The sequence below is a fragment of the Rhodococcus sp. WWJCD1 genome (genome assembly GCF_002258735.1).
Lineage (GTDB): Bacteria > Actinomycetota > Actinomycetes > Mycobacteriales > Mycobacteriaceae > Rhodococcoides.
This window is the reverse complement of sequence record NZ_NOXY01000026.1, coordinates 20666-41316: the sequence shown is the minus strand read 5'-3', so window position 1 is coordinate 41316 and position 20651 is coordinate 20666. Positions and strand designations below refer to the sequence as shown.

Here is a 20651-nt window from a genome sequence, read left to right as displayed (position 1 = left end):
CGCCCGCTGTCAGCCCCCGGCCAACTCCTGATGAATCCACTCGCCGGTCTGCTGCCAGTGTCGATCCCACGCTTCCTGCTCGAGCTGCTCTTGCGACTTTCCCGGCTCCGGCACAACGACAGGGACGGTGAACTGCGGAGGGTCGACCTTCGTCGGAGCGGGAGCCGGCTGCGGAGCGACCACGGCCTGCGGCGCATCCTGCGTGGCCCACGCGTCCGTTGTCGGTGTCGGTGTGGCAACGGTTGCCGGATCCACGGTAGGAGGAATCGTCTCCGGTAGCGGTGCAAGGGCCGGTGCGGCCAGGGCAGCCGGGTCGGTCGTCGTCATCGGGTCCACGTAACGGGTTGCCCCGGCCAGATCGGCACCGGCATCACGCTGGTCGACGCTCTGCTCCGAGGTGGATTCCGAGTCACCCGGCAACGTGGCAGCAACCGCAACACCTGCCGACAGCACGCCCGCCAGCAGCACGGCTGCGAACACGAGCTTGCGACCGGAGCTCCCGGCCTGTGATGGCTTCGAGTCGGCTACCGTCGGCACTGCGGACGCAGAAACAGCGGTCACGAGTAGTGGCGTCGCGACGGTGTCCTGAGCGTCGGCCTCGTCGGGTTCGGCAGTCTGCTCCGGCTCCGATTCGGCGGACAACGGCTCCACCGGCGCGACGGCCGGCGCTGCGACTGCCTCTTCCACTGCCTCTTCCACTGGGGCCGGCCCGTCCGCGAGCGCCAGTAGCGCAGCCCCTCGTGCGGCGATCTGATCGGCATCGCCCACTCGCACCACGGGAACACCGAGTCCGAGAGCCAGGATGTCGACGAGGTCGCGATTGCTCGACGAGTCGCCGAACAGGGCCACGAACTCGGGCTTCTTGCCGGAGTGATCCACTACGTCCCATGCCAGTGGAATGGTGCTGCCGATGCGTTCGGGCGACATCGAATCCAGCTCGGCGGTTCTCGTAGGGGTGAACGATGCCTCTGCGGCATCCGCAAGAGAGATGGAGACGCCAGCCTCACCCATGTAGTACAGGAGCACTGTCTTCGCGTCGGCGAGTTCTTCCGATTGGGCCAGCCAGGTCAGGAACGACTCGGACGCCGAACACAACGTCACAGGTTCGTCGCCGAGAGCACCGCTGAATTCGGCGCGTTCCGCCTCGGATCGATACACCACGCCTACTGCGTCGACGTCGGTATCGAGGGTCGCGGCCTCGGCACGCATGATCTCGATCGCTTCGGTCAGTACGGTGGCCGCGTCGGGGTGCAGTGGCGTCGTCCGATCAGCGAGTACCTCGCCTGAGGTCGGCTCGACAAGAATTGTCTGCATCGAGCCAGATTCGATCGCTATACCAATAGTTGCCATGGCAGTCTCCCTGTGCTCAGGGTGGAGGCACCCGACCATGAACGTCATCCAGCGGATCCGAACGACGATCACCCTGCACGGAAATTGATTCTGTTCCCTGAACCATACCTGTTGACGGTTAAATTGGTCCAGATCAGTCTTGGAGTTTGTCACAGGGATTGGAACCGGCCGTTGTCGTCAACCCCATGTTCGTTCGAAACTCTCGGCTGCCGACCCGCAGGTAGCGGACCAGGTGTGGCTACCGGGCCCGTCCGCCGGATAGCCTGACCGGGTGGAATCCTCTGCTCGTGCTCAGTCCTCGCGCCGTCTCGACGCCGCGCTCGAGTCGACGGCACAGACGCAGGAACTGATGCCGCGCCGCCGACCCACCCAGGAACGCAGTCAACGCAAATTCGACGCCCTGCTGCAGGCCTCGCGTGAGTTGCTCAGCGACGTGGGGTTCGAGTCGTTCACCTGCGAGGAAGTCGCGTCGCGCGCCGAACTGCCGATCGGCACGCTGTACCAGTTCTTCGCCAACAAATACGTCATCGTCTGCGAGCTCAATCGCCAGGACCTCGTCGGAGTACAACAGGAGCTGGCCGAATTCGACGGCGAGGTCCCGTCGCTGGACTGGGTGCGGTTCCTCAACAACTTCGTCGACCACATGGCGGGCATGTGGATGACCGACCCGTCGCGCCGTGAGGTGTGGCTCGCCATGCAGTCGACGCCGTCGACGCGTGCGACCGGAGTCATCCACGAGCGAGAGTTCGCCGATCAGGTCTCGCGCATGCTCGGGCCGTTGACTCCGCGCACACCACGGCACCGCAGGAACCTCATGGCTCAGGTGCTGGTGCACATCGTCTACTCGATGCTCAACTTCTCCGTGCAGGACGGCCAGAGCCACGAAGACGCCGTCGCCGAACTCAAACGCATCATGATGGCCTATCTGCTCGTCGCCGAGAAGGAGAGCAGGCGCTCCGGCGGCTCGGCGACCGATAACGAGCAGGCCTGAGCAACCGAGCCCGCACAGACGAAAGGCCCGCCCGATCTCGTGGATCGGACGGGCCTTACTCGTTTCAGCGGAGACTCACTCCTCCAGGATCGCCACCGCGGCAGCGATGTCGCCGTCGTGCGTCAGCGACAGGTGAATCTTGACCGTCGGCAGGAACTCCTGCGCGATGCCGTGCAGCTTGATGGACGGACGGCCCCACGCATCGTTGACGACCTCGATCAACGGGTACGGGTTGTCACCGATCTGCGGCGGCCGAGCGAATCGCGATGTCGCCCATGCCTTCAGCACTGCTTCCTTGGCGGCCCACCGTGCTGCGTAGTGGCGGGTCGGATCGGAACTCTTCGTCGCGGCATGCCGACGCTCACCCGCGGTGAAGCTGTCGCGAATCATCGTCGTGCCGACCTTCTCCATCTGCTCGGCGAAGTCGGACACCGTCACCAGGTCGAAACCCACTCCGAGAATCGCCATCAGATGGCACCCGGCAGACCGGAGGAGTAGACATCGTCCTCGCCGAGGCGAGCGGACTCGTTGAGCAACACGTTTGCCTCCAGTTCGCGCGACGCCTTGGCCGGCGTCCCGTCATGTCCGAGCCGTCGATCGTCGGGCCGCTCGTAGAGGGAGTCGCCTCCCACCATTGCGGAGATCAGCCTGCGCTGACCGGCAATTCGACGCTCGTTCGCCTTGGCGATGTACTCCGCACGGCGATCCGCGGGAACGGCCTCGATGAACGCCTGCGGGTGCACCAGAGCGATGAGTCCGGACACGTGCCCGAATCCGAGCGAGGTGAGCAGACCCGCCTTGAGCGGAACCGAGTCGCCGAACCGCAACGGCTCCCGTGCCCACACCAGATGCTCGAAGCCGGTCATCTTGTCGTCGACGCAGTCGAGGCTGCGGTTCGGCGGAATGACGCCGTTGGCCAGCACCTGGCACAGGCCGATCAGCTGCCAGGCAGCCGCTCCACCCTTCGAGTGTCCGGTGAGGCTCTTCTGCGAGACGACGAACAGCGGAGCGCCGTCCGAGCGGCCGATGGCCTTGGCGAGGCGGGTGTGCAGTTCCGCCTCGTTCGGGTCGTTGGCTGCGGTGGACGTGTCGTGCTTGGAGATCACGGCCACGTCGTCTGCACTGACGCCGAGTGCGTTGAGCGAGAGCGCAAGTGCCGAGTCCTTGCCGCCGCGACCGGCACTGAGCGCGCCGAGTCCCGGAGCCGGGATGGAGGTGTGCACTCCGTCGCCGTACGACTGTGCGTAGGCAACCACTCCGAGAACCGGTAGGCCCATCTCGAGTGCCAGATCGCCGCGGGCGAGCAGAATCGTTCCGCCGCCGTGCGATTCGACGAATCCACCGCGCCTGCGGTCGTTGGCCCGCGAGAAGCGTCGGTCGCTGATTCCCTTGGCGGACATCGCTGCCGAGTCCGCGGTGGCCGACATGTCGCCGAAGCCGATGATGCCTTCGGTGCTCAGGTCGTCGAATCCGCCGGCGACTACGAGCTGAGCCTTGCCCAGCTTGATCTTGTCGACGCCTTCCTCGACCGAGACTGCAGCGGTGGCACAGGCGGCGACGGGGTGAACCATCGCGCCGTAGCTACCGATGTACGACTGGACCACGTGCGCAGCAACGACGTTCGGCAGAGCCTCCTGCAGGATGTCGTTCGCACGAGCATCACCGAGCAGGGTATCGATGTACAGCGAGCGCATGGACTCCATGCCGCCCATGCCGGTGCCCTGCGTGTTGGCGACCAGTGTGGGGTGCACCCAGCGCATCAGTTCCGACGGGTTGAAGCCCGAGGAGATGAATGCGTCGACCGTGGTGACGATGTTCCACAGGGCGACTCGGTCGACCGAGCTGGCCATGTCGGGCGAGATGCCCCACTTGGTGGGATCGAATCCGGTCGGAATCTGTCCACCCACGGTGCGGGTGAGCTTCATCTTGCGCGGAACGCGAATCTCGGTGCCTGCCTTGCGGGTGACCTGCCAGTCGCTCGAATCGGGAACCGGTGTGATCAGCGTGTGCTCGGGATCCGCTGCCGCGAACGACCGGGCATCGATCTCGGTTCCGACCACGAAGGTGAGGTCGTTGTCGAGGAAGATCGAGGTCATCAGCGGAGCGGTGTTGCCGACCATCGCACCGTCGTCGCCGTAGGTGCGGATACCGCACTTCTCGACCACGATGTCGTGGTACTTGTCGGCGATGTCTTCCTCGGGCACCAGGTCACCGGACTCGATGTCGTACCAACCCGGCTTGGGATCGTTCTCCCAGGCGATCAGGCCGGTGTTCCATGCGAGTTCGAGAACGCCTGCGGCAGAAAGCTGCTCGTCGACCTCCATCTCGAAGCGGGTACGCGCCGAACCGTACGGTCCGAGCTCACCTGCACCGACGATGACGATCAGGTCCTTCGGATCGACATCCAGGGTCGGCCATGCCGGAGCCGTGGTCGACGTCGACAGCCGCGGCGGTGCGGGCAGTGCCGCGATCACCGAGTTGTCCACTGCCTCTTCGGTCTTCTCGGCCGCGGCCGCAGCTGCGTCCCGAGCGAGCTCGACGAGGTTGAGCTTGGTGTTGGCCAGGCCGCCCGTGAGATCGGCGGTGATCGGTTCCTGCGTAGCCTGACGACGAGCGGCAAGTGTGCACAGTTCGAGCAGCTCGGTCGCCATCTCCTCGGTCGACCAGGTGCGCACACCCTCGGCCTCGACGGCCTCGACGATGGGATCGTTGCCACCCATCAGGCCGGTGCCACGCACCCACCCGATGTGAGCGTGGGCGATGGACACCCGCTCGGCCCAGTTCTTCTCCGAGCCCCACTTGGCGACAACCGCATCGAGTGCAGCCTTCGACTCGCCGTAGGCACCGTCGCCACCGAACATTCCGCGGTTCGGCGATCCCGGCAGCACCACGTGCAGGTGGGTGTCGATGTCGGTGTCGTAGCCGACCTTCGCCAGTCCGGTGATCAGACGCTCGACCGACCAGAGCAGCACGCGCATTTCCATCTCGGCGCGAGCACCGGCGTCGGACATCTCGCCCATGACCCGGGGTGCGGCGAACGGGAACAGCATCGTCGGCGTGGTGGCGGCCTTGACCAGAGTCTTTGCGCCACCGGCAGTGTCGATGAAGTCGCTGCCGATCCACTCGATGAGAGCATCGACGTCGGTGTACGACGCGATGTTGGCCGGAACCACCCACAGCGACGCTCCGCTACGTGCGTTGTCGCGGTAGAGCGCCCGGTAGAAGCCGAGCCGCTCGTCGTCGAGCCTGGAAGTGGTGACGAAGACCGTCGCTCCCCCGGCCAGCAGCTTGGCGGTCACCGCTGCTGCGATGGATCCCTTGCTGCCACCGGTGACGACAGCGACCTCGTCGGCCCACTGGCCCTTGTCCTCGGATGCGACCGCGATGTCCGCGATGCGTCCGAAGGTCTCGGCGAGCACGGTCTTGTTCTCGTGGTCGGCCTTGGCCTTCCACCACTGTGCTTGAGCTGCAACGGCATTGCCTGCGCCTGCAAAGGACTCGACGGCGATATCGCCTGCGGTACCGAGCCACAACCGGGCCAGATCCTCACGGGCAGTTGCCCACCGGTCGTCGATCAGCACGGCGCGCTTGGCGTCGAACGCGGGAGCGACCAGGCGGGGCCAGTCCGATCCGAGTTCGGCGGAGACCAGCTCGACCAGAGCGGCGTCGGGGTCCTCGGCCAGCAGCGAGTTGGGGGCATCGGCCAGTCCGAGCTGTTCGAGCACCAACCGGGCTGCGGAGGCGAGAACGCCGTCGCGGCCGGTGATGTGCTCGGTGAACTCACCCAGAGCAGCAGCGTCGACGGTTCCGCCGGCTCCACCGCCTGCTTGCGGCATCGAGACTGCGACGCCGCGACGTGCGGCCACCGCAGCTACTGCCGCATCGATGACGTTGTCGACAGCAGTGCCGTCGGCGAGAGCGCCGTCGGCGAGGCCGCCGAGTGCACCGCCGCGGACCGAGGCACCGTCACGGGTGCCGAGAGCGACCTCGGCGGTGACGTGATGCGCCCAGCCGTCGCCCAGTTCCCAGGTCTTCTTGACGCGATCGGCGATCGAGGCCGGGCGTCGACCCGAGGGGCCGAAGACCTTGCGGAGGTGATCGTTGATCGAATCGCTGAGCACTGGGCCGAACGGCTTGTACGTACGAGCCAGCTTGTTGACCGTGCCCGAGAGCGCGCCCATGTCGGCATCGGCTGCGCCGTCGATGGCACCGAGCGAGAGCTCGGAGCCGAGGTCGACGAGCAGCTGGTTACGACGTGAGGAGACGCCGTCGCACAGTGCCTCGATGGTGTCGGCGGGCCCGATCTGATCGAGCTGAAGTTTGGTCCACAGGCCGATGAGGATCTTGGTCGCGTCTGCAGCGACGAAGGCGATGTCGTCCGGGCGAGGTCCGCCCGACGGTGCAGCTGCCGGAGCAGGTGCTGCCGCCGGAGCAGCCGCGGCTGCAGGAGCGGCGGTCGCGGGAGCGGGAGTTGCCTCGTCCTCGTCGGCCGGAGCCGGGTCGGTGTCGGTGCCGTAGACGATCGCGGCTTCACGTTCGAGGTTGAGCACCTCGACCGGGTGACCGAAGCGGCCGGGCAGCTTGAGGGTCTGCGACGCTAGGTTGGCGACGGTCGGCGTTGCACCGAGGCCGATCTCGACGAAGCGTTCGATGCCCATGCCGCCGTCGGACTCGTCCGCGAACAGCAGGTCCTGCGTCTCGATCCATCGAACCGGACTGGCGAACTGCCATGCCAGCAGCTCGGTCAGAATCACCCGGCACAGGTCGCTCGGCCGTGCGGCCCACGAATCGAAGTCCGCGAGAACAGTGTTCAGCGGCTCGGACGGCACCAGATCGGCGATCTCCTGGACGAACTCGCGGTCGAGCGAGAACGGCTTGGGCACCAGGTTCGGGATGTAGCGCCCCACGAGGATCGCCGGATCCAGCTGCTCGGGCAGCAGGGTCTGCAGGCGGTTGCGGAAGTCGTCGACTCCCCCGCGCAGCACGGTCGAGTGGAACGGCACGTCGATGCCCGGAACCATGATGTAGGCGGCCTTGCCACCGAATTCTGCCCGTCGAATCGCGATCTTCTTCTCGAGCTCGCCGAGGCCGGCGACCGTGCCTGCAATGGCGTACTGCGAACCGCGCAGGTTGAGGTTGACGATTTCGAGGAACTCACCGGATTCTGCTGCGACACCGGCGACGAAGCCCTGCACGTCCTCGTCGGCCAGGCCGATCTGAGACGGGCGAATGGCTGCCATCCGGTAGTCGCTGCGGCCGTTCTCGTCACGAGGAACGAGTGCGTGCATGGCCGAGCCACGCTGGAAGACGACCTCGAGGACGGCTTCGAGCGGAAGCACACCGGCGACAGCGGCGAGTGCGTTGTACTCACCCACCGAGTGGCCGGCGAGGATGGAGTTCTCCACGAACGCACCGGATTCGCGCAGCTCGGCAACCTGTGCGACACCGAGAACAGCCATCGCGACCTGGGTGAACTGGGTCAGGTGCAGCACGCCGTCGGGATGCTTGTGCGTGACGCCGCGCGCCTTGAGAGTTGTCGGGTTGTCGCGCACCACAGCGAGAATCGAGAATCCGAGTGCGCTGCGGGTGTGCTTGTCGGCACGCTCCCACACCTCACGTGCGGCCTTCGACCGAGCCCGTGCGTCCAGTCCCATGCCCGGGCGCTGGATGCCCTGGCCGGGGAATGCGTAGACGGTCTTCGGCGCAGCGGTGCGAGCAGTGGCGACCATGACGAGTTCGCCTGCGACACGGCAGGACACCTCGACGAGCTCTGCACCCTGGTCGAACCCGGTGCGGTCGACGCGAACGTCGATCTCGGCTCCTGGACGAACCATGCCGAGGAAGCGTGCCGTCCACGCAGTGAGGCGACGCGGCGGAGTCTTGGTGTCCGCGTGGTCGACTGCGGTGACCGTCTGCTGGGCAGCCGCGGAGAGCCACATGCCGTGCACGATCGGGCTGCCGAGACCGGCGAGCAGTGCTGCGGCGTCCGAGGTGTGAATCGGGTTGTGATCACCCGAGACCTGAGCGAACGCCGCCATGTTGCGCGGGGCCACGATGGTGGCCTGACGGCGACGACGACGCGGGGTGTCCTTGGCGTCGGCGCTGAGGGATCCGCCGGCGCGAGCCGGATCGGACAGCTCGCCCTTGCCGGTGCGTCCACGAATCGCGAAGCGCTCCACCAGGGTTGCGACAGAAGGAGCATCGAGGCCCTCGCCGAGCATGGCACCGATCTCGACGGTGACCTCGACGACGCGACCGAGGTCGGTGTCGAGCACCTCTCCTGCAGCCGCCTTGACGACGAGAATCGAAGTGTCGGTAGGCAATTCACCGACCAGGTTGACGCTGTGATCGAGGTGCACCAGGTCGAGCATGCCCTCGATGACGTCGATGCCTTCGGCGTTGCGGGTAGCACCGAGGACGGCGAAGACGGCGGGCCAGCAGGCACCGACCAGAACGTCGGGAACGGCCTTGCCGCTGACGGTCAGTGTGTCGGGCAGTCCGGAACCGGTGACGCCGGCGTGGTCGGCGATCAGGTCGGGGATCCACGCGATGTTCAGCCGCGCGACGCCGCCCTTGACGGCCGGAAGCTCCTGGCCGGCAGCGACTCCGAGTAGTGCCGACATGGCCTGCTGGGCATCCTGTGCGGTGACGACGGGAGCGCCGCCGTCGATCGTGGAGGCGGGCACCGTCAGACGGATGCGTACTTCCTTGCCCGGAGCGAGAGGAACCAGCAGCTCCACGTGCTCGGCATCGAGCACGGTCAGCGACGAGCCGGTCTGCGGATGCGAGGCCACCGAATCGGAATCGACGGTCCACTCGGCCGGATCACCCAGGCGTGCAACGGGGTTCTGCGTCATACGCGAAGCCCAGGTGACGTCGGGAGCTGCCAGCACGATGCCCAGCAGTCCGGGCGCGATCTCGGCGTGGCGGCGGCTGGCAATGGCCGCCGGCTCGACACCCTCGGCGAGAAGCTGGTCCGCAGTGGCCTTCTCGAAACGGTTCAGCAGTTCGCCGACCGGCTCGTCCACACGGGTGATGCCTGCAACGGCAACGGTTCCGGGGATGATGCAGACCTGATCGGCAGAGTAGCGAGGGTCGTGTGCCTGCCACAGCGAGTCACTGCGCCACCAGCGGCGCACGTCACCGTCGACGACAGGGACGAAGTTGACCGGCTTGCCGGGCATCCGGCACAGCGAGGTGAAGAAGGTGATGTCGGCCGGGTGCAGCACCACGTCGGCGGCGTCGGGGAACTGCGCGAGCAGCGACTTCAGTGCTGCGCGCGGACGTTCGAGAACCTCGGCGTCGGCGAACAGGGTGGGGATGGGTCCGCGATCGACCGGGTGCAGACGAGCCTCGGCGCGCTGCAGCATCTCCAGGAAGCGGGTGCGCCAGGTGATGTCGAGCCATACCGATTCACGTGCCTCGGTCACGGCTTCGGTGAACTCACCGCCGCAATCGAAGTCACTACGCGAGTCGGTGCCGATGGCCAGATCCAGGTAGCGGGCGAGCCACTGCTGGTAGGTCATCTCGGCGACGTCACCGAAGAACGGCTTTGCGGTGCCGTCGAGTGCGGCGATGATCTCGTCGCGGCGCTCGGCCACGGCGTCGGCGTTGCCGGCGACCTCGTCGAGCAGTCGACCGCAACGCGATGCCGCATTGTCGATTTCGTGGATGTCGGCACCGAGCTGGCTACGGCCCGAAGCCATTCCGCCGGTGGCGGTTCCGGCCCCGACCCAGTCGGGAGTTCCCGGTGTGTCGACGAGAAGCTGCTTGACCTCGGGTGCCGTGGTGGCTTCGAGGGTGGCCATGGCAGCGGTGCCGACGAGGATTCCGTCGAGCGGCATCTTGGGGTAGCCGTAGACGGCCGACCAGGTGCCGGTGAGGTATTCCGCTGCGCGCTCGGGGGTTCCGATGCCGCCGCCGACACAGATGACGAGGTTGGGCCGCGACCGCAGCTCCGCGTAGGTGGTCAGCAGCAGGTCGTCGAGGTCCTCCCACGAGTGGTGCCCGCCTGCGCGGCCACCTTCGATGTGGACGTTGACCTGGTAGGACGGCACCTCGTTGGCGATGCGGATGACGGCGCGAATCTGCGCGACGGTGCCGGGCTTGAACGAGACGTAGCTGATGCCCGCCTCGGACAGCTCTTCGATGAGAGCGACTGCCTCGTCGAGCTCGGGGATGCCTGCCGTGACGACGACGCCGTCGATGGCGGCACCTGCTGCGCGAGCGCGCTGCACGATGCGGCGACCGCCGAGCTGCAGCTTCCACAGGTACGGATCGAGGAACAGCGAGTTGAACTGGATGGCGCGGCCGGGCTCGAGGAGAGTGGAGAGCTCCGCGACGCGATCGGTGAAGATGTCCTCGGTGACCTGGCCGCCACCGGCGAGCTCGGCCCAGTGGCCTGCGTTGGCCGCTGCGGCAACGATCTTCGCGTCGACCGTCGTCGGCGTCATGCCGGCGAGCAGGATCGGTGAACGTCCGGTCATCTTGGTGAAGGAGGTCTCGACCACAACGCGGCCGTCGGGCAGCGTGACCGGCTTGGGCGCAAAGGCAGACCATGCGGGCTGCACCTCGGGTGCGGCTCCCGGAGTGAGTAGATTCCGGTGGCCCCCGCGTGAGGATGCGGCGATGATGCCGACGCCCTGTCCGCGCAGTGCCGGAGTGGTCATTCGGGTGAGCAGGTCGCCCGGACCGAGGTCGAGGATCCAATCGGCACCGGCGTCGACAACGCCGTCGATGGCGTCGACCCAATCCACGGAGTCGACCAGGATCTTCTGTGCGAGGCCGCGAGCCAGCTCGACGTCGAGTCCACAGCGCTGAGCCCAGGCGCTGACGAGTTCGACAGCGTCCTCGAGGGCGGGGTGATGGAAGCCGATCTCGACCGGAAGCTGCTCGAAGACCGGAGCGAACACGGCTCCGCCACGCTTCTTGGCGTCGCGCTCACGCTCTTCCTCGGCAGCGATCTGCTCGCACTTCTCCTGAACGCGAGCCAGCTGGGCCGGCGGTCCCGAGAGTACGACGCGACGACGACCGTTGCGGATGGCGAGCGCGGCGGATCGCTCCGGCGCTCCGACGATCTCGAGGTCGGCGATGATGGCCTGCAGGCGTTCGGGCTCGACGTTGGCGACCGAGACCATCGGCGCACGGTCGCCTGCTCCGATGATTCCGCGGCGGCGGCCGACGAGACCCGCTGCTGCACCCACGAGCTGAGCGATCGCGAGGAAGTTCGCATCCTGCGCGCCGTCCGCAGCGACGGACTCGGCAGCGATGAGCCCCTGCGAGTGTCCGACCACCTTGACGGGAGGGGTCTGGGAGGGATCGAGTCCCTGCAGCTTCAGCGCACGCAGTGCTGCGACCTGGGTGAGGAACACTCCGGGAAGCGAGACTGCGGCTGAGGTCAGCGCAGCCTCGGACGGTCCGTACGAGCCGACGGTGTCGTCGTCGGCGAGATCCTGCTCGAGCATCCAGCCGATGGGGTCGAATCCGACGGAGCGGACGACCAGTAGCTCGTCGGAGACGGGCGCGAGTACGGCTGCAGCCTCGTTGACGAGATCGGTGAGTTCGGGCTCGAGTGCGGAGTCGCGGGCCAGCTCTTCGAGGGAGCTGAGCCACGGTGCACCCTGGCCACCGAATGCCAGAGCGTAGGGCTCACCCGCGGCGAAACGATCTGCCAGAGTCCGAGAGCCGCCATTGCTTCTAGGGGATTTGCCTGCGTTGCCGTTGCCCCGCGTGCCGCGTCCGTGTGATGGTGTGCTCTCGTTGATCGTCAAGGCTGAAGATTCCTCTCGTGGGCGCCTCGGGGGTCGGGGCGCTCGCTGTGATGGCTGCCCGAGTGCGTCGTGGGCTACAGGCAGAAGCAGTGAGCCGGTCGTCGTCGACAGGTCTCTCCGCGCTGCTCAAGATTGACACAAAATCATGAGGAAATCCTCAGGTTTGCTCGGACGTCCGAGTGCTACCAGCGAGTACGCCCCGTCGCGCGGCATTACTTTTTGTTTACCCAACTCGTCGGTAACCCACATTCACGCTGGCGAGGGGATCGCCTCGGCGCGCAGAACATGAGGAAACCCTCGTATTTTTCGTTATCTTTTCGTGATGTGATCTCGAGCACAGATCAGCTCCAGTCAATCCTGTCGGTGGGGTCCTCTAGCTTCGTCACTCGAACCACTCCTCACGAGGGTGGTCGACAGAATTCGGGGGGAATTCATGTATTCATCGGTAACAGACATCTACACACCGAACGAACTCGACGCAGTACTGCTGCACATCGAATCGGTTGCGTCACAATCACGTTCGCCGCACTGGACACCCGGGTGGCGCGGCGAGAGCGAGGTCGCGCTGCTCGATGCACTGTTCTCCGCCCGCGCCCCGTACGGCGGACCGACCAGCGGGGTCCGCGCAGTGCTCGCGCGATGGCGATCGCATCGTGGCGATAACCGACTCGACGACTTGACAACACTCGCAGAACTGACCTCGGACCCGGGTGTACTCGTCGAGATTCTGTCCAACCGTCAGTTCGTTCCGGGCAACAGTCGAACCAAGGCAGCAGCTGCAACCGTGGCGGCACAGACGTTGATCTCGGTGGGGCTGAGCTGTTCGACCGATTTCGAGCAGCACACGAAAGAACAATTCGATGCGTTCCGCGCGATCCCCGGCCTCGGCGAGACCACCTGGGAGTGCATGCTCATGCATCTCGGGGTGCGCACCGACAAGGCGACCGCACATCTGAACTCGTTCGTCGCCGACGCACTCGAACCCCTTCGCCAGAACCTCGCCGCTGGAATTGCCGAAGACCGCTCCCCCGCGATCCTCACAGCGGCAGCGAACGCACTCGGCACCGACCTCGCCTCGCTCGAGCACGCAGTGTGGCGATACCAGCACAAATCACGCAGGGCGAAGCAGGGTCACTCCGAAGCGGAATTGCGATCGGCAGGCTGACCGCGAGACATCAGCGCCTCCACACCGTCGAGAATGCACTCCAACCCGAACCGGTAGGCGTGCACAGGGTCGCTGGCGGCGTCGTACGACGCCGCCGCGGCCGTTCCGACCCGAGACGACACCGGAAAACGCTCACGGTCCATCACCCGTTCGATGATCGGAGCAGTGGCCGCCCACCACTGGGCGTCGGTCATTCCCGACTGCTCCTTCACCCGCACGACGCCCGCGAGGGCACGCGCGGTACCGGAGACGTGCGTGAGTACGAGTGTGAGCACGGAGTCGATCTCGATGTCGGTCAGGCCGGTGCCGACCAGGGGGCGTAGTTCGGCCTCGTACTTATCGTTGGTGTGCGGACCCAGCACCGGCCGCGCCCCTTCCGCCTCCAGCAGCCACGAATGCCGTTGATACAGAGACCAATTGCGCTCTGCGACGAACCGCAGAGCAGGACGCCACCCGCCGGGAACAGAGGACGGTTCGTCGACATGCGAGTAGAGGCCGACGAGGGATCGGTCGATCATCAGATCCGCCAACTCCTCTCGACCCGGAACGTGGGTGTAGAGCGACATTGCGCCGACCCCGAGATGCTCGGCCACGTTGCGCATCGACACGGACTCGAGGCCGTGCGCGTCGGCCAGCTCGATGGCGGCGTCGACGATCGCGTCCACGCTCAGCCCTGTTCGGCTCGGCTTCGCCCCCACCCGCCACAGCAGCTCGAGGATGCGCGCCGGGTCGAACGAGTTCTCCTTCTTCACCACCCGGCGAGCCTAATCGGAGGTCGACCTGGCTCGAAGAACCGCGTCGCACGCGCAGGAGCATCGGTTGTAGACTTCACCGGCACGCGCGAGTGGCGGAATTGGCAGACGCGCTGGATTTAGGTTCCAGTGTCTCAGGACGTGGGGGTTCAAGTCCCCCCTCGCGCACAACGGTCGTTCGGCCCGGCTCTTCTCGAGACTCCCAGGTTTGCAGGTTCCGACGTGTGAAGGTGGCTCGTATGTCCAGCGATCCCGACGACGACGCGATCTTCGCCGAAATTTCCGAAGAACGACGCTCCATCGCGCGCACACTCGAGACCTTGACCCCCGAACAATGGGACACCCCGTCGCTGTGCGACGCCTGGACTGTGCGCGACGTCGCCGCCCATCTGGTGGTCCCGCTGATCGTCCCCCTCTGGCAATTCGGCCTCGCCATGGCACGTACCCGAGGCAACTTCGACCGGGCCAATCAGCTGATGACCCAGCGTGTGCGTCGCAAGCACGGCGCCGAATTACCCACGCTCCTCACAGCTCACGCAGACAAGAAGTTCACCCCGCCGGGACACGGGCCGATGGCTCCCTTGTCCGACGTCATCGTGCACGGATTGGACATGTGTCGGCCGCTGGGCATCGAGCACCACGTTCCCGACCACCGCATGATCACGATGCTCGATTTCCTGGTGCCCGCAACCGGCGCGGCACCGTTCAAAGGCCCCGAGCTTCGATTGCAGTGGCGCGCAACCGATCTCGACTGGACCCGCGGCGACGGTCCGATCATCGAAGGATCGGCGGGCACGCTGGCACTGATTCTTACCGGACGTAGCAGCGCGCTCGCCGACGTCACCGGCCCGGGTGCGGACCGACTCGCGGCGGCGCGGGCGAGTCGGCGACGATCGTAGGAACACCAGGGCCGTTCATGGTGAGAATCACCGCCGGGCCGCAGCACGCGACTACCTCCAGTAGTAGTACCTCCGGTACCGTCGAAGCGTGACCACCTCCCGCCCGAACCGTCGACCTGCGTTGATCGCGCTGGTCGTGGTGGCAGCGGCGGTCTGTCTCGGCCTCGGCTGGTGGCAGTGGGAACGCTTCGAGTCGGTCGGTGGCAACGGCCAGAACCTGGGGTACGCGTTCCAGTGGCCCTTGTTCGCCGCGTTCGTGGTGTACGCCTACCGCAAATTCGTCCGACTCGAGGACGAGGATCCGGACGAAGCGGCAGCCGCGCGACCCGACGGTCCCACCGAGGTGCCCCTCGACCTGCTTCCCCAGCGGCATGCCCCGGCGGCGGATACGAGCGATCTCGACGATCCCGAGGCCCGGCAACTACTCGAATACAACAGCTACCTCGCGGAGCTGAACGAATCCCGCGGGACCGACAGGAGCACCACGTGAGTTCGGCACCGGAGAAGGCGCAGGCATCTGCGAACAAGACCCAGAAGATTGCATCCGCGTTGCTGCGTTACCGCGTTCTGGCCTATGCCACCGGTATCTGGTTGCTGGTCCTCGTGGCCGAGATGGTCGCGAAGTACATCTTCAAGGCCGAGAACGTGCCGAATTGGATTGCCGTCGTGCACGGTTGGGTCTATCTCGTGTACCTGATCCTGACGATCGACCTCGCGATCAAGGTGCGCTGGCCCGCCGGCCGCACCATCGGCACGCTACTGGCCGGCACCATCCCGTTCCTGTCGTTCTACATCGAGCACAAGCGCACCAAGCAGGTCAAAGCCGACTTCGCCGTCTGACGTCAGCAGCTGATCGGCTGCGAGTTCTCCGGATCCAGTGCGTTCTGCACCAGCCGCTGGGCGAGCGGATCGTAGGAGATCCCTGTGTGCTCGACGACGTTGGCCGGGCATACGTCCTGCAACACCACGTTCGTGTTTCCTGCACCGGTCAGCAGTGACGCGGTGTACGGAACGACGATCTGGTCGTAGCGGGTGACGATCGTCGTGTACTCGATCCCCGTGACGGTGTCGCTCCCCTCGTTCAGTCTCTGCAGCACGTCGTCCTGCACGGGCGGGCCCGCAGTCGGATAGTTCGGCGGCGACAACGCGACAATCCGTGCCACCGTGCGATCCCCACCGAGGGATCGCGCGTAGTAGCGGGGCACCGTGCCACCCTTCGAGTGACCGACGATCGACACCTTCTCGGCTCCTGTTGCCGCGAGGACGGAATCGACGAACGTCGACAGTTCGGCAGCGCTCTCGGGGATGGACTCGAGTGCTCCGAGCGCGGGCACCGGCCCGGTGTTTCCGTAGTCGATCGCGAACACGCAGTACCCGGCATCGGCCAAGTTCGGCGACAAGGACGCCCAGTTGTCGTACGAGTTCTCCAGGAAACCGTGCACCAGCACCACCGGTTCCGGGTGCTGCGCACTGGGGACGCACGAGTAGTCGTTCGAGCCCGGAGGCGTCACTCCAGGGTGCGCGATCGAATATGCGAGAGCCTCGGCGAACGAGCCTGCCGCAGGTGTGGCCGAGGCCGGGATACCAGTCAGAATTACCGCGACGCCGGCGAGCGCAACCGACGTACGCCCCAGCACTGCGCGCGCCCCCACGAGCTACCGCCCCGTCAGTTCTTCGAGCGCGGGAACAAGTTTGCGTAGCGCGCGGCCGCGATGCGAGGCCGCGTCCTTCTCGTCCGGGCTCAGCTGCGCTGCACTGCGGCCGTCGCCCTCGGGAACGAAAATCGGATCGTAGCCGAAACCGTTCTCCCCCATCGGCTCTCGCCCCACGACCCCCCGCCATTCCCCGCGGACCACGGTCTCGCTGCCGCCTGGCAGCACCAGCGCACATGCCGATACGAATGCCGCCCCGCGGCGCTCGTCGGGCGTGTCCGTCAACTGAGCCAGCACCAGCGCGGTGTTGGCCTCGTCCTGCCCGTGTGCACCCGACCAGCGAGCCGACAGCACCCCGGGCATCGCGTTGAGTGCATCGATCTCGATTCCGGAATCGTCTGCAACACAAGGCAATCCGGTGGCTGCGGCTCCGTCGCGAGCCTTGGCCAGCGCGTTGTCCTCGAAGGTCGCTCCGGTCTCGGGTGCCTCGGGAAAGGGAGGCACTTCGTCGAGACCGATCAACTCGATGCCGACGAGCCCGGCAGCGTCGAGAACTCGCCGCAATTCACGCAACTTCTTCGCGTTGCGACTCGCGACCAGGAGCTTGGTATCAGGCACCGAATTTCTTCTTCGATCCCGCGGCGGCCGGCTCGGGCAGATCCCCCGGGTACGGCAGCGCCAGAGCTTCCTTCTGAACCTCGAACAACTTCTCGATGCCGACGAACGCGGAGTCGAGCAACTTGTCGAGTGTGGTGCGCGGGAAGGTCGCGCCTTCTCCGGTGCCTTGAATTTCCACCAGGGTGCCGGTGTCGGTGGCGACCACGTTCATGTCGACCTCGGCACGCGAATCCTCTTCGTACGGCAGGTCGAGACGCACCCGTCCGTCGACGACGCCGACGCTGACCGCGGCGATCATGCACGAAATCGGCTGCGGATCGGCCAGGCGTCCCGCTGCCCGTAGGTAGGTGACGGCGTCGTTGAGCGCCACGAACGCTCCGGTGACGGCAGCAGTTCGGGTGCCGCCGTCCGCCTGGAGTACGTCGCAGTCGAGTGCGATGGTGTTCTCACCGATGGCGGCCAGATCGATGCAGGCACGCAGTGAACGTCCGACCAAGCGAGAGATTTCCTGGGTACGTCCGCCGACCTTGCCCTTGACGGACTCGCGGCCGTTGCGGGTATGCGTCGCGGCCGGAAGCATCGCGTATTCGGCGGTGAGCCAACCGAGGCCGGATCCCTTTCGCCAACGCGGCACGCCCTCCTCGACGCTGGCCGTACACATCACCCTTGTATTGCCGAACTCGACCAGCACCGACCCTGCCGGATGGCTGGTGAATCCACGGGTGATCTTGATGTTGCGGAGCTCGTCGTCCGCCCTGCCGTCTTCTCGTCTGGACACGACTCGAAGCCTAGCGCGTCCTCAGACGGTGAATACGTCCCCCGGAAGAACGGCATGCACCGGTCCACTGAACTCCGCTTTGGCCTCGGCTATGACGTCCTCGCGAGACGTCCACGGCGGAATGTGGGTCAGCAGCAATTCTCCGACCCCGGCCTCGCGAGCGATTCGGCCGGCCTCGGTTCCGGACAAGTGCACGCCCTCGGGTCGCTCGGGACTGTCGGTCCACGATGCCTCGCACAGGAACACATCGGCTCCGTGCGCCAGATCCCGCACCGCCTGACACATTCCCGTGTCGCCGCTGTACGTGAAGGTGCGGCCCTCACCGGTGGTGATCCGCATGCCGTACGACTCCGGCGGATGGAACACTTGCCGCGTCAGAATCGACAGCTTGCCGAACTCCACGGTGCGGCCGTCCACCCAGCGTCGCAGGTCGATCGTGTCGGACATGTCGTCGATCTGCCCGCCGCACTCGGCCGAGGCGACTCCGAGCCGAAACGCCGTGTCCTTAGGCCCGTAGACGATCGCTCGACCCTCCGGCGGGTTCGGATGGTAGCGACGCCACACCAGCAGACCTGGAACATCGAGGCAGTGATCGGCGTGCAGATGCGAGAGCAGAACACTCACATCCCCCGGGTCGGCGTAACGCTGCAACGCCCCGAGCACGCCGGGACCGAAGTCGAGAACGACCGGAGCGGTCTCCTCTTCTTCCAGCAAGTAGCCCGACGCGGGTGAATCGGGTCCGGACACGCTGCCCGAACATCCCAGGACGGTAATTCGCATGAAAGCCATGCTGCCACGCCGAGAGCATCACCAGAAACGTTCGGGCAGTATTCACAGCGCGAGTCGGCGAAATTCACCAGCGACGACAGGTGTGTCTGCAGTTACCTCGCACCTACGGAGTGAGCCGATCGAGCGATTTCGCGCGCGACCTCTCGGCGCGCGCGTCGGCCGACAACAGTCGAGCCGCGATCACTCCGCCCACCGCACCGAACAGATGTCCCTGCCACGAGATGTTCGGATCACTCGGGAGCACGCCCCACAGGGCGCTGCCGTACAGCACGAACACCACCACACCGATCGCGAGTTGCCCGAGCTTGCGCGTGAAGAAGCCGCGCACCAACAGGTATGCGATGAACCCGAAGATCAGAATCGACGCACCGATCGTGTTCGAGTAGGAGCCGGCGGTGAGCCAGGTGCCGAACCCGCCGACCACCCAGATGATCCCGGTGGCAGCCAGCCCACGCGCCAGTCCGGAGAGCAACACCAGAAACCCGAGCACGATGATCGGCACGGTGTTCGCGATCAGATGCTGCCAGTCGTCGTGCAGCACGGGCGCGAACAGAATGCCCCACAAACCCTCGACCGAACGCGGCTCGATGCCGTTGCGTTCGAGCCTCGACCCGCTGGCCACATCGATGATCTCGATGATCCACAGCAGAGCGGTGAATGCCCCGACGTAGACGGCGGCCTGCATCCAGACCGGCCGCTCACGCTTGCCGGGAAGCTTGCCGATATCACTCATGGTGGCCTCCAACCTCGGTTCCTCCACGGTACCGGCCAGGGACGGGTCGAGACCTGCCCTCAGGTGCGCGACGCGGCGAACGCCGACGGGAAGATCTGGCGGTAGGTAGGGATGCCGGCCACCGAGGTGGCGTCGAGCAGGGCACGCACGATGGCCCGCTCGACGACGATCGCCGCGGCTTCGGTGACCGCCGCCAGGACCGGTAGCTCCGCCGAGAACGCGGCGGGGACCGAGGACTCGGCAGTGACGGCTCTGGTGCCCGTGGACACGGCAAAGATCGTGTCGCCGTCGAGGGGCGAGTGCGCAGGCCGAATGGCCCGAGCAAGACCGTCGTGACCCGCGACGGCAATCCTCTTGCACGACGCCGACGACAGTGTCGCGTCGGTGGCGACCACACCGATCGTGGTGTTCAGGGCAGTGCCCTTGGGTTCGAGCGCCGAGGCGGTCCACACCTCGTTGACGTCGGGCTTGCGCATGCCGAACGCTGCGGGCCCGAGTGTGCCGGTGCCCCACAACAATCCGGTGCGGGGGTCGAATACCGCGCCCACAGGATTGGCGACCATCAGCGCCGCGACCGTCACCCCGTCGGCCGGACCGCCTTCGATCACCGTGCTCGCGGTGCCCACACCGCCCTTGAGCACTCCGGCACGAGCACCGACTCCTGCTCCGACCGATCCCGTCGCGAATTCGGCCGCCGCTGCTGCCGCCGCGAGATAGCCGAACTCCGAGGTCGGACGCGCCGTCCACTCACCGACCGGAAGATCGAAGATCACCGCAGCCGGCACGATCGGAACGACGTGATCGGGACTGCCCATCGGAATGCCCTGACCGTGCTCTTCCAGCCATCGCATGACGCCGTCTGCGGCCGCGAGCCCGTACGCACTGCCCGCGGTCAGCAGGATCGCGTTGACGTGCTGAACGGAATGGCTCGGATCGAGCAGATCGGTCTCGCGCGTTCCCGGCCCGCCGCCGCGGACGTCGACTGCGGCCGTCGCTCCACCGAGTGCACGCACCACGGTGGCACCGGTGGCCGAGCCGGATCCCATCGTGGCGTCGTCGTCGAGTTCGTGATGGTGACCGACCAGAAGACCTGCCACGTCGGTCAGAGAGTCCCGCGGTCCGGGGTTGGAGAAGGCTGCGGTCACGCGCGCGTC

15 protein-coding genes and 1 tRNA gene are annotated in these 20651 nt (G+C 66.2%); 6 read left to right on the top strand and 10 right to left on the bottom strand.

The annotated features are described in order from the left end of the window. Positions 1-9 precede the first annotated feature (9 nt). Entirely contained in the window at positions 10-1350 is a 1341-nt protein-coding gene (locus tag CH286_RS18275; protein WP_176458288.1) for a hypothetical protein, read from the bottom strand. Positions 1351-1699: 349 nt separating this feature from the next. Here CH286_RS18275 and CH286_RS18270 point away from each other — a divergent pair, with 349 nt between their 5' ends. Continuing rightward, positions 1700-2341, top strand: a complete 642-nt coding sequence (locus CH286_RS18270; RefSeq protein WP_371828253.1) for a TetR/AcrR family transcriptional regulator — start codon at positions 1700-1702, stop codon at positions 2339-2341. Positions 2342-2416: 75 nt separating this feature from the next. Here the strand turns inward: CH286_RS18270 and acpS are convergent, their stop codons facing one another. After that, a complete protein-coding gene (acpS, locus tag CH286_RS18265; protein ID WP_032375969.1) occupies positions 2417-2809 on the bottom strand; it encodes a holo-ACP synthase AcpS in 393 nt (130 codons plus the stop codon). Next, complete coding sequence (locus tag CH286_RS18260) at positions 2809-12111, bottom strand: type I polyketide synthase (protein ID WP_094610035.1); 9303 nt, start codon at positions 12109-12111, stop codon at positions 2809-2811. The genes acpS and CH286_RS18260 overlap by 1 nt, the downstream gene beginning before the upstream one ends. A 433-nt stretch (positions 12112-12544) precedes the next feature. Here CH286_RS18260 and CH286_RS18255 point away from each other — a divergent pair, with 433 nt between their 5' ends. Next, a complete protein-coding gene (locus CH286_RS18255) occupies positions 12545-13276 on the top strand; it encodes a hypothetical protein (protein ID WP_141215873.1) in 732 nt (243 codons plus the stop codon). Here CH286_RS18255 and CH286_RS18250 read toward each other — a convergent pair. Further along, positions 13243-14031, bottom strand: a complete 789-nt coding sequence (locus tag CH286_RS18250) for a TetR/AcrR family transcriptional regulator (RefSeq protein WP_032375967.1) — start codon at positions 14029-14031, stop codon at positions 13243-13245. The two genes, CH286_RS18255 and CH286_RS18250, sit on opposite strands and share 34 nt — an antisense overlap. 83 nt (positions 14032-14114) lie before the next feature. Between CH286_RS18250 and CH286_RS18245 the strand changes: the two genes are divergently transcribed. From CH286_RS18245 to CH286_RS18230, 4 genes are all read left to right on the top strand, one after another. Then, a tRNA-Leu gene (locus CH286_RS18245) sits at positions 14115-14196 on the top strand. A gap of 71 nt (positions 14197-14267) precedes the next feature. Further along, positions 14268-14927 carry a maleylpyruvate isomerase family mycothiol-dependent enzyme gene (locus CH286_RS18240; RefSeq protein WP_094610034.1) on the top strand — a complete coding sequence of 220 codons (660 nt, stop codon included), beginning with the start codon at positions 14268-14270 and terminating at the stop codon, positions 14925-14927. An 88-nt stretch (positions 14928-15015) separates the two neighbouring features. Further along, positions 15016-15417, top strand: coding sequence for a glucitol operon activator (locus CH286_RS18235; RefSeq protein ID WP_032375965.1), 402 nt, complete (start codon positions 15016-15018; stop codon positions 15415-15417). Then, a complete protein-coding gene (locus tag CH286_RS18230; RefSeq protein WP_032375964.1) occupies positions 15414-15767 on the top strand; it encodes a DUF3817 domain-containing protein in 354 nt (117 codons plus the stop codon). Before CH286_RS18235 ends, CH286_RS18230 begins: the two co-directional genes overlap by 4 nt. A gap of 2 nt (positions 15768-15769) precedes the next feature. Here the strand turns inward: CH286_RS18230 and CH286_RS18225 are convergent, their stop codons facing one another. The 6 genes from CH286_RS18225 to CH286_RS18200 form a co-directional block, all read right to left on the bottom strand. Next, positions 15770-16579 (bottom strand): esterase/lipase family protein, encoded by an 810-nt coding sequence (locus CH286_RS18225; protein ID WP_094610033.1) that lies wholly within the window; start codon positions 16577-16579, stop codon positions 15770-15772. Positions 16580-16582: 3 nt separating this feature from the next. Beyond that, positions 16583-17197 carry an RdgB/HAM1 family non-canonical purine NTP pyrophosphatase gene (rdgB, locus tag CH286_RS18220; RefSeq protein ID WP_094610032.1) on the bottom strand — a complete coding sequence of 205 codons (615 nt, stop codon included), beginning with the start codon at positions 17195-17197 and terminating at the stop codon, positions 16583-16585. Then, positions 17190-17975, bottom strand: a complete 786-nt coding sequence (gene rph, locus CH286_RS18215; RefSeq protein WP_032375961.1) for a ribonuclease PH — start codon at positions 17973-17975, stop codon at positions 17190-17192. Before rph ends, rdgB begins: the two co-directional genes overlap by 8 nt. 21 nt (positions 17976-17996) lie before the next feature. Further along, positions 17997-18755: a cyclic nucleotide-degrading phosphodiesterase gene (locus CH286_RS18210; RefSeq protein WP_176457261.1), complete on the bottom strand. Its 759-nt coding sequence runs from the start codon at positions 18753-18755 to the stop codon at positions 17997-17999. Positions 18756-18867: 112 nt separating this feature from the next. Beyond that, the gene (locus tag CH286_RS18205; protein ID WP_371828252.1) at positions 18868-19449 is read right to left on the bottom strand and encodes a rhomboid family intramembrane serine protease; all 582 of its coding nucleotides are present in this window, start codon (positions 19447-19449) and stop codon (positions 18868-18870) included. A gap of 107 nt (positions 19450-19556) precedes the next feature. After that, the gene (locus tag CH286_RS18200) at positions 19557-20642 is read right to left on the bottom strand and encodes a P1 family peptidase (RefSeq protein ID WP_094610031.1); all 1086 of its coding nucleotides are present in this window, start codon (positions 20640-20642) and stop codon (positions 19557-19559) included. Positions 20643-20651: the final 9 nt, after the last annotated feature.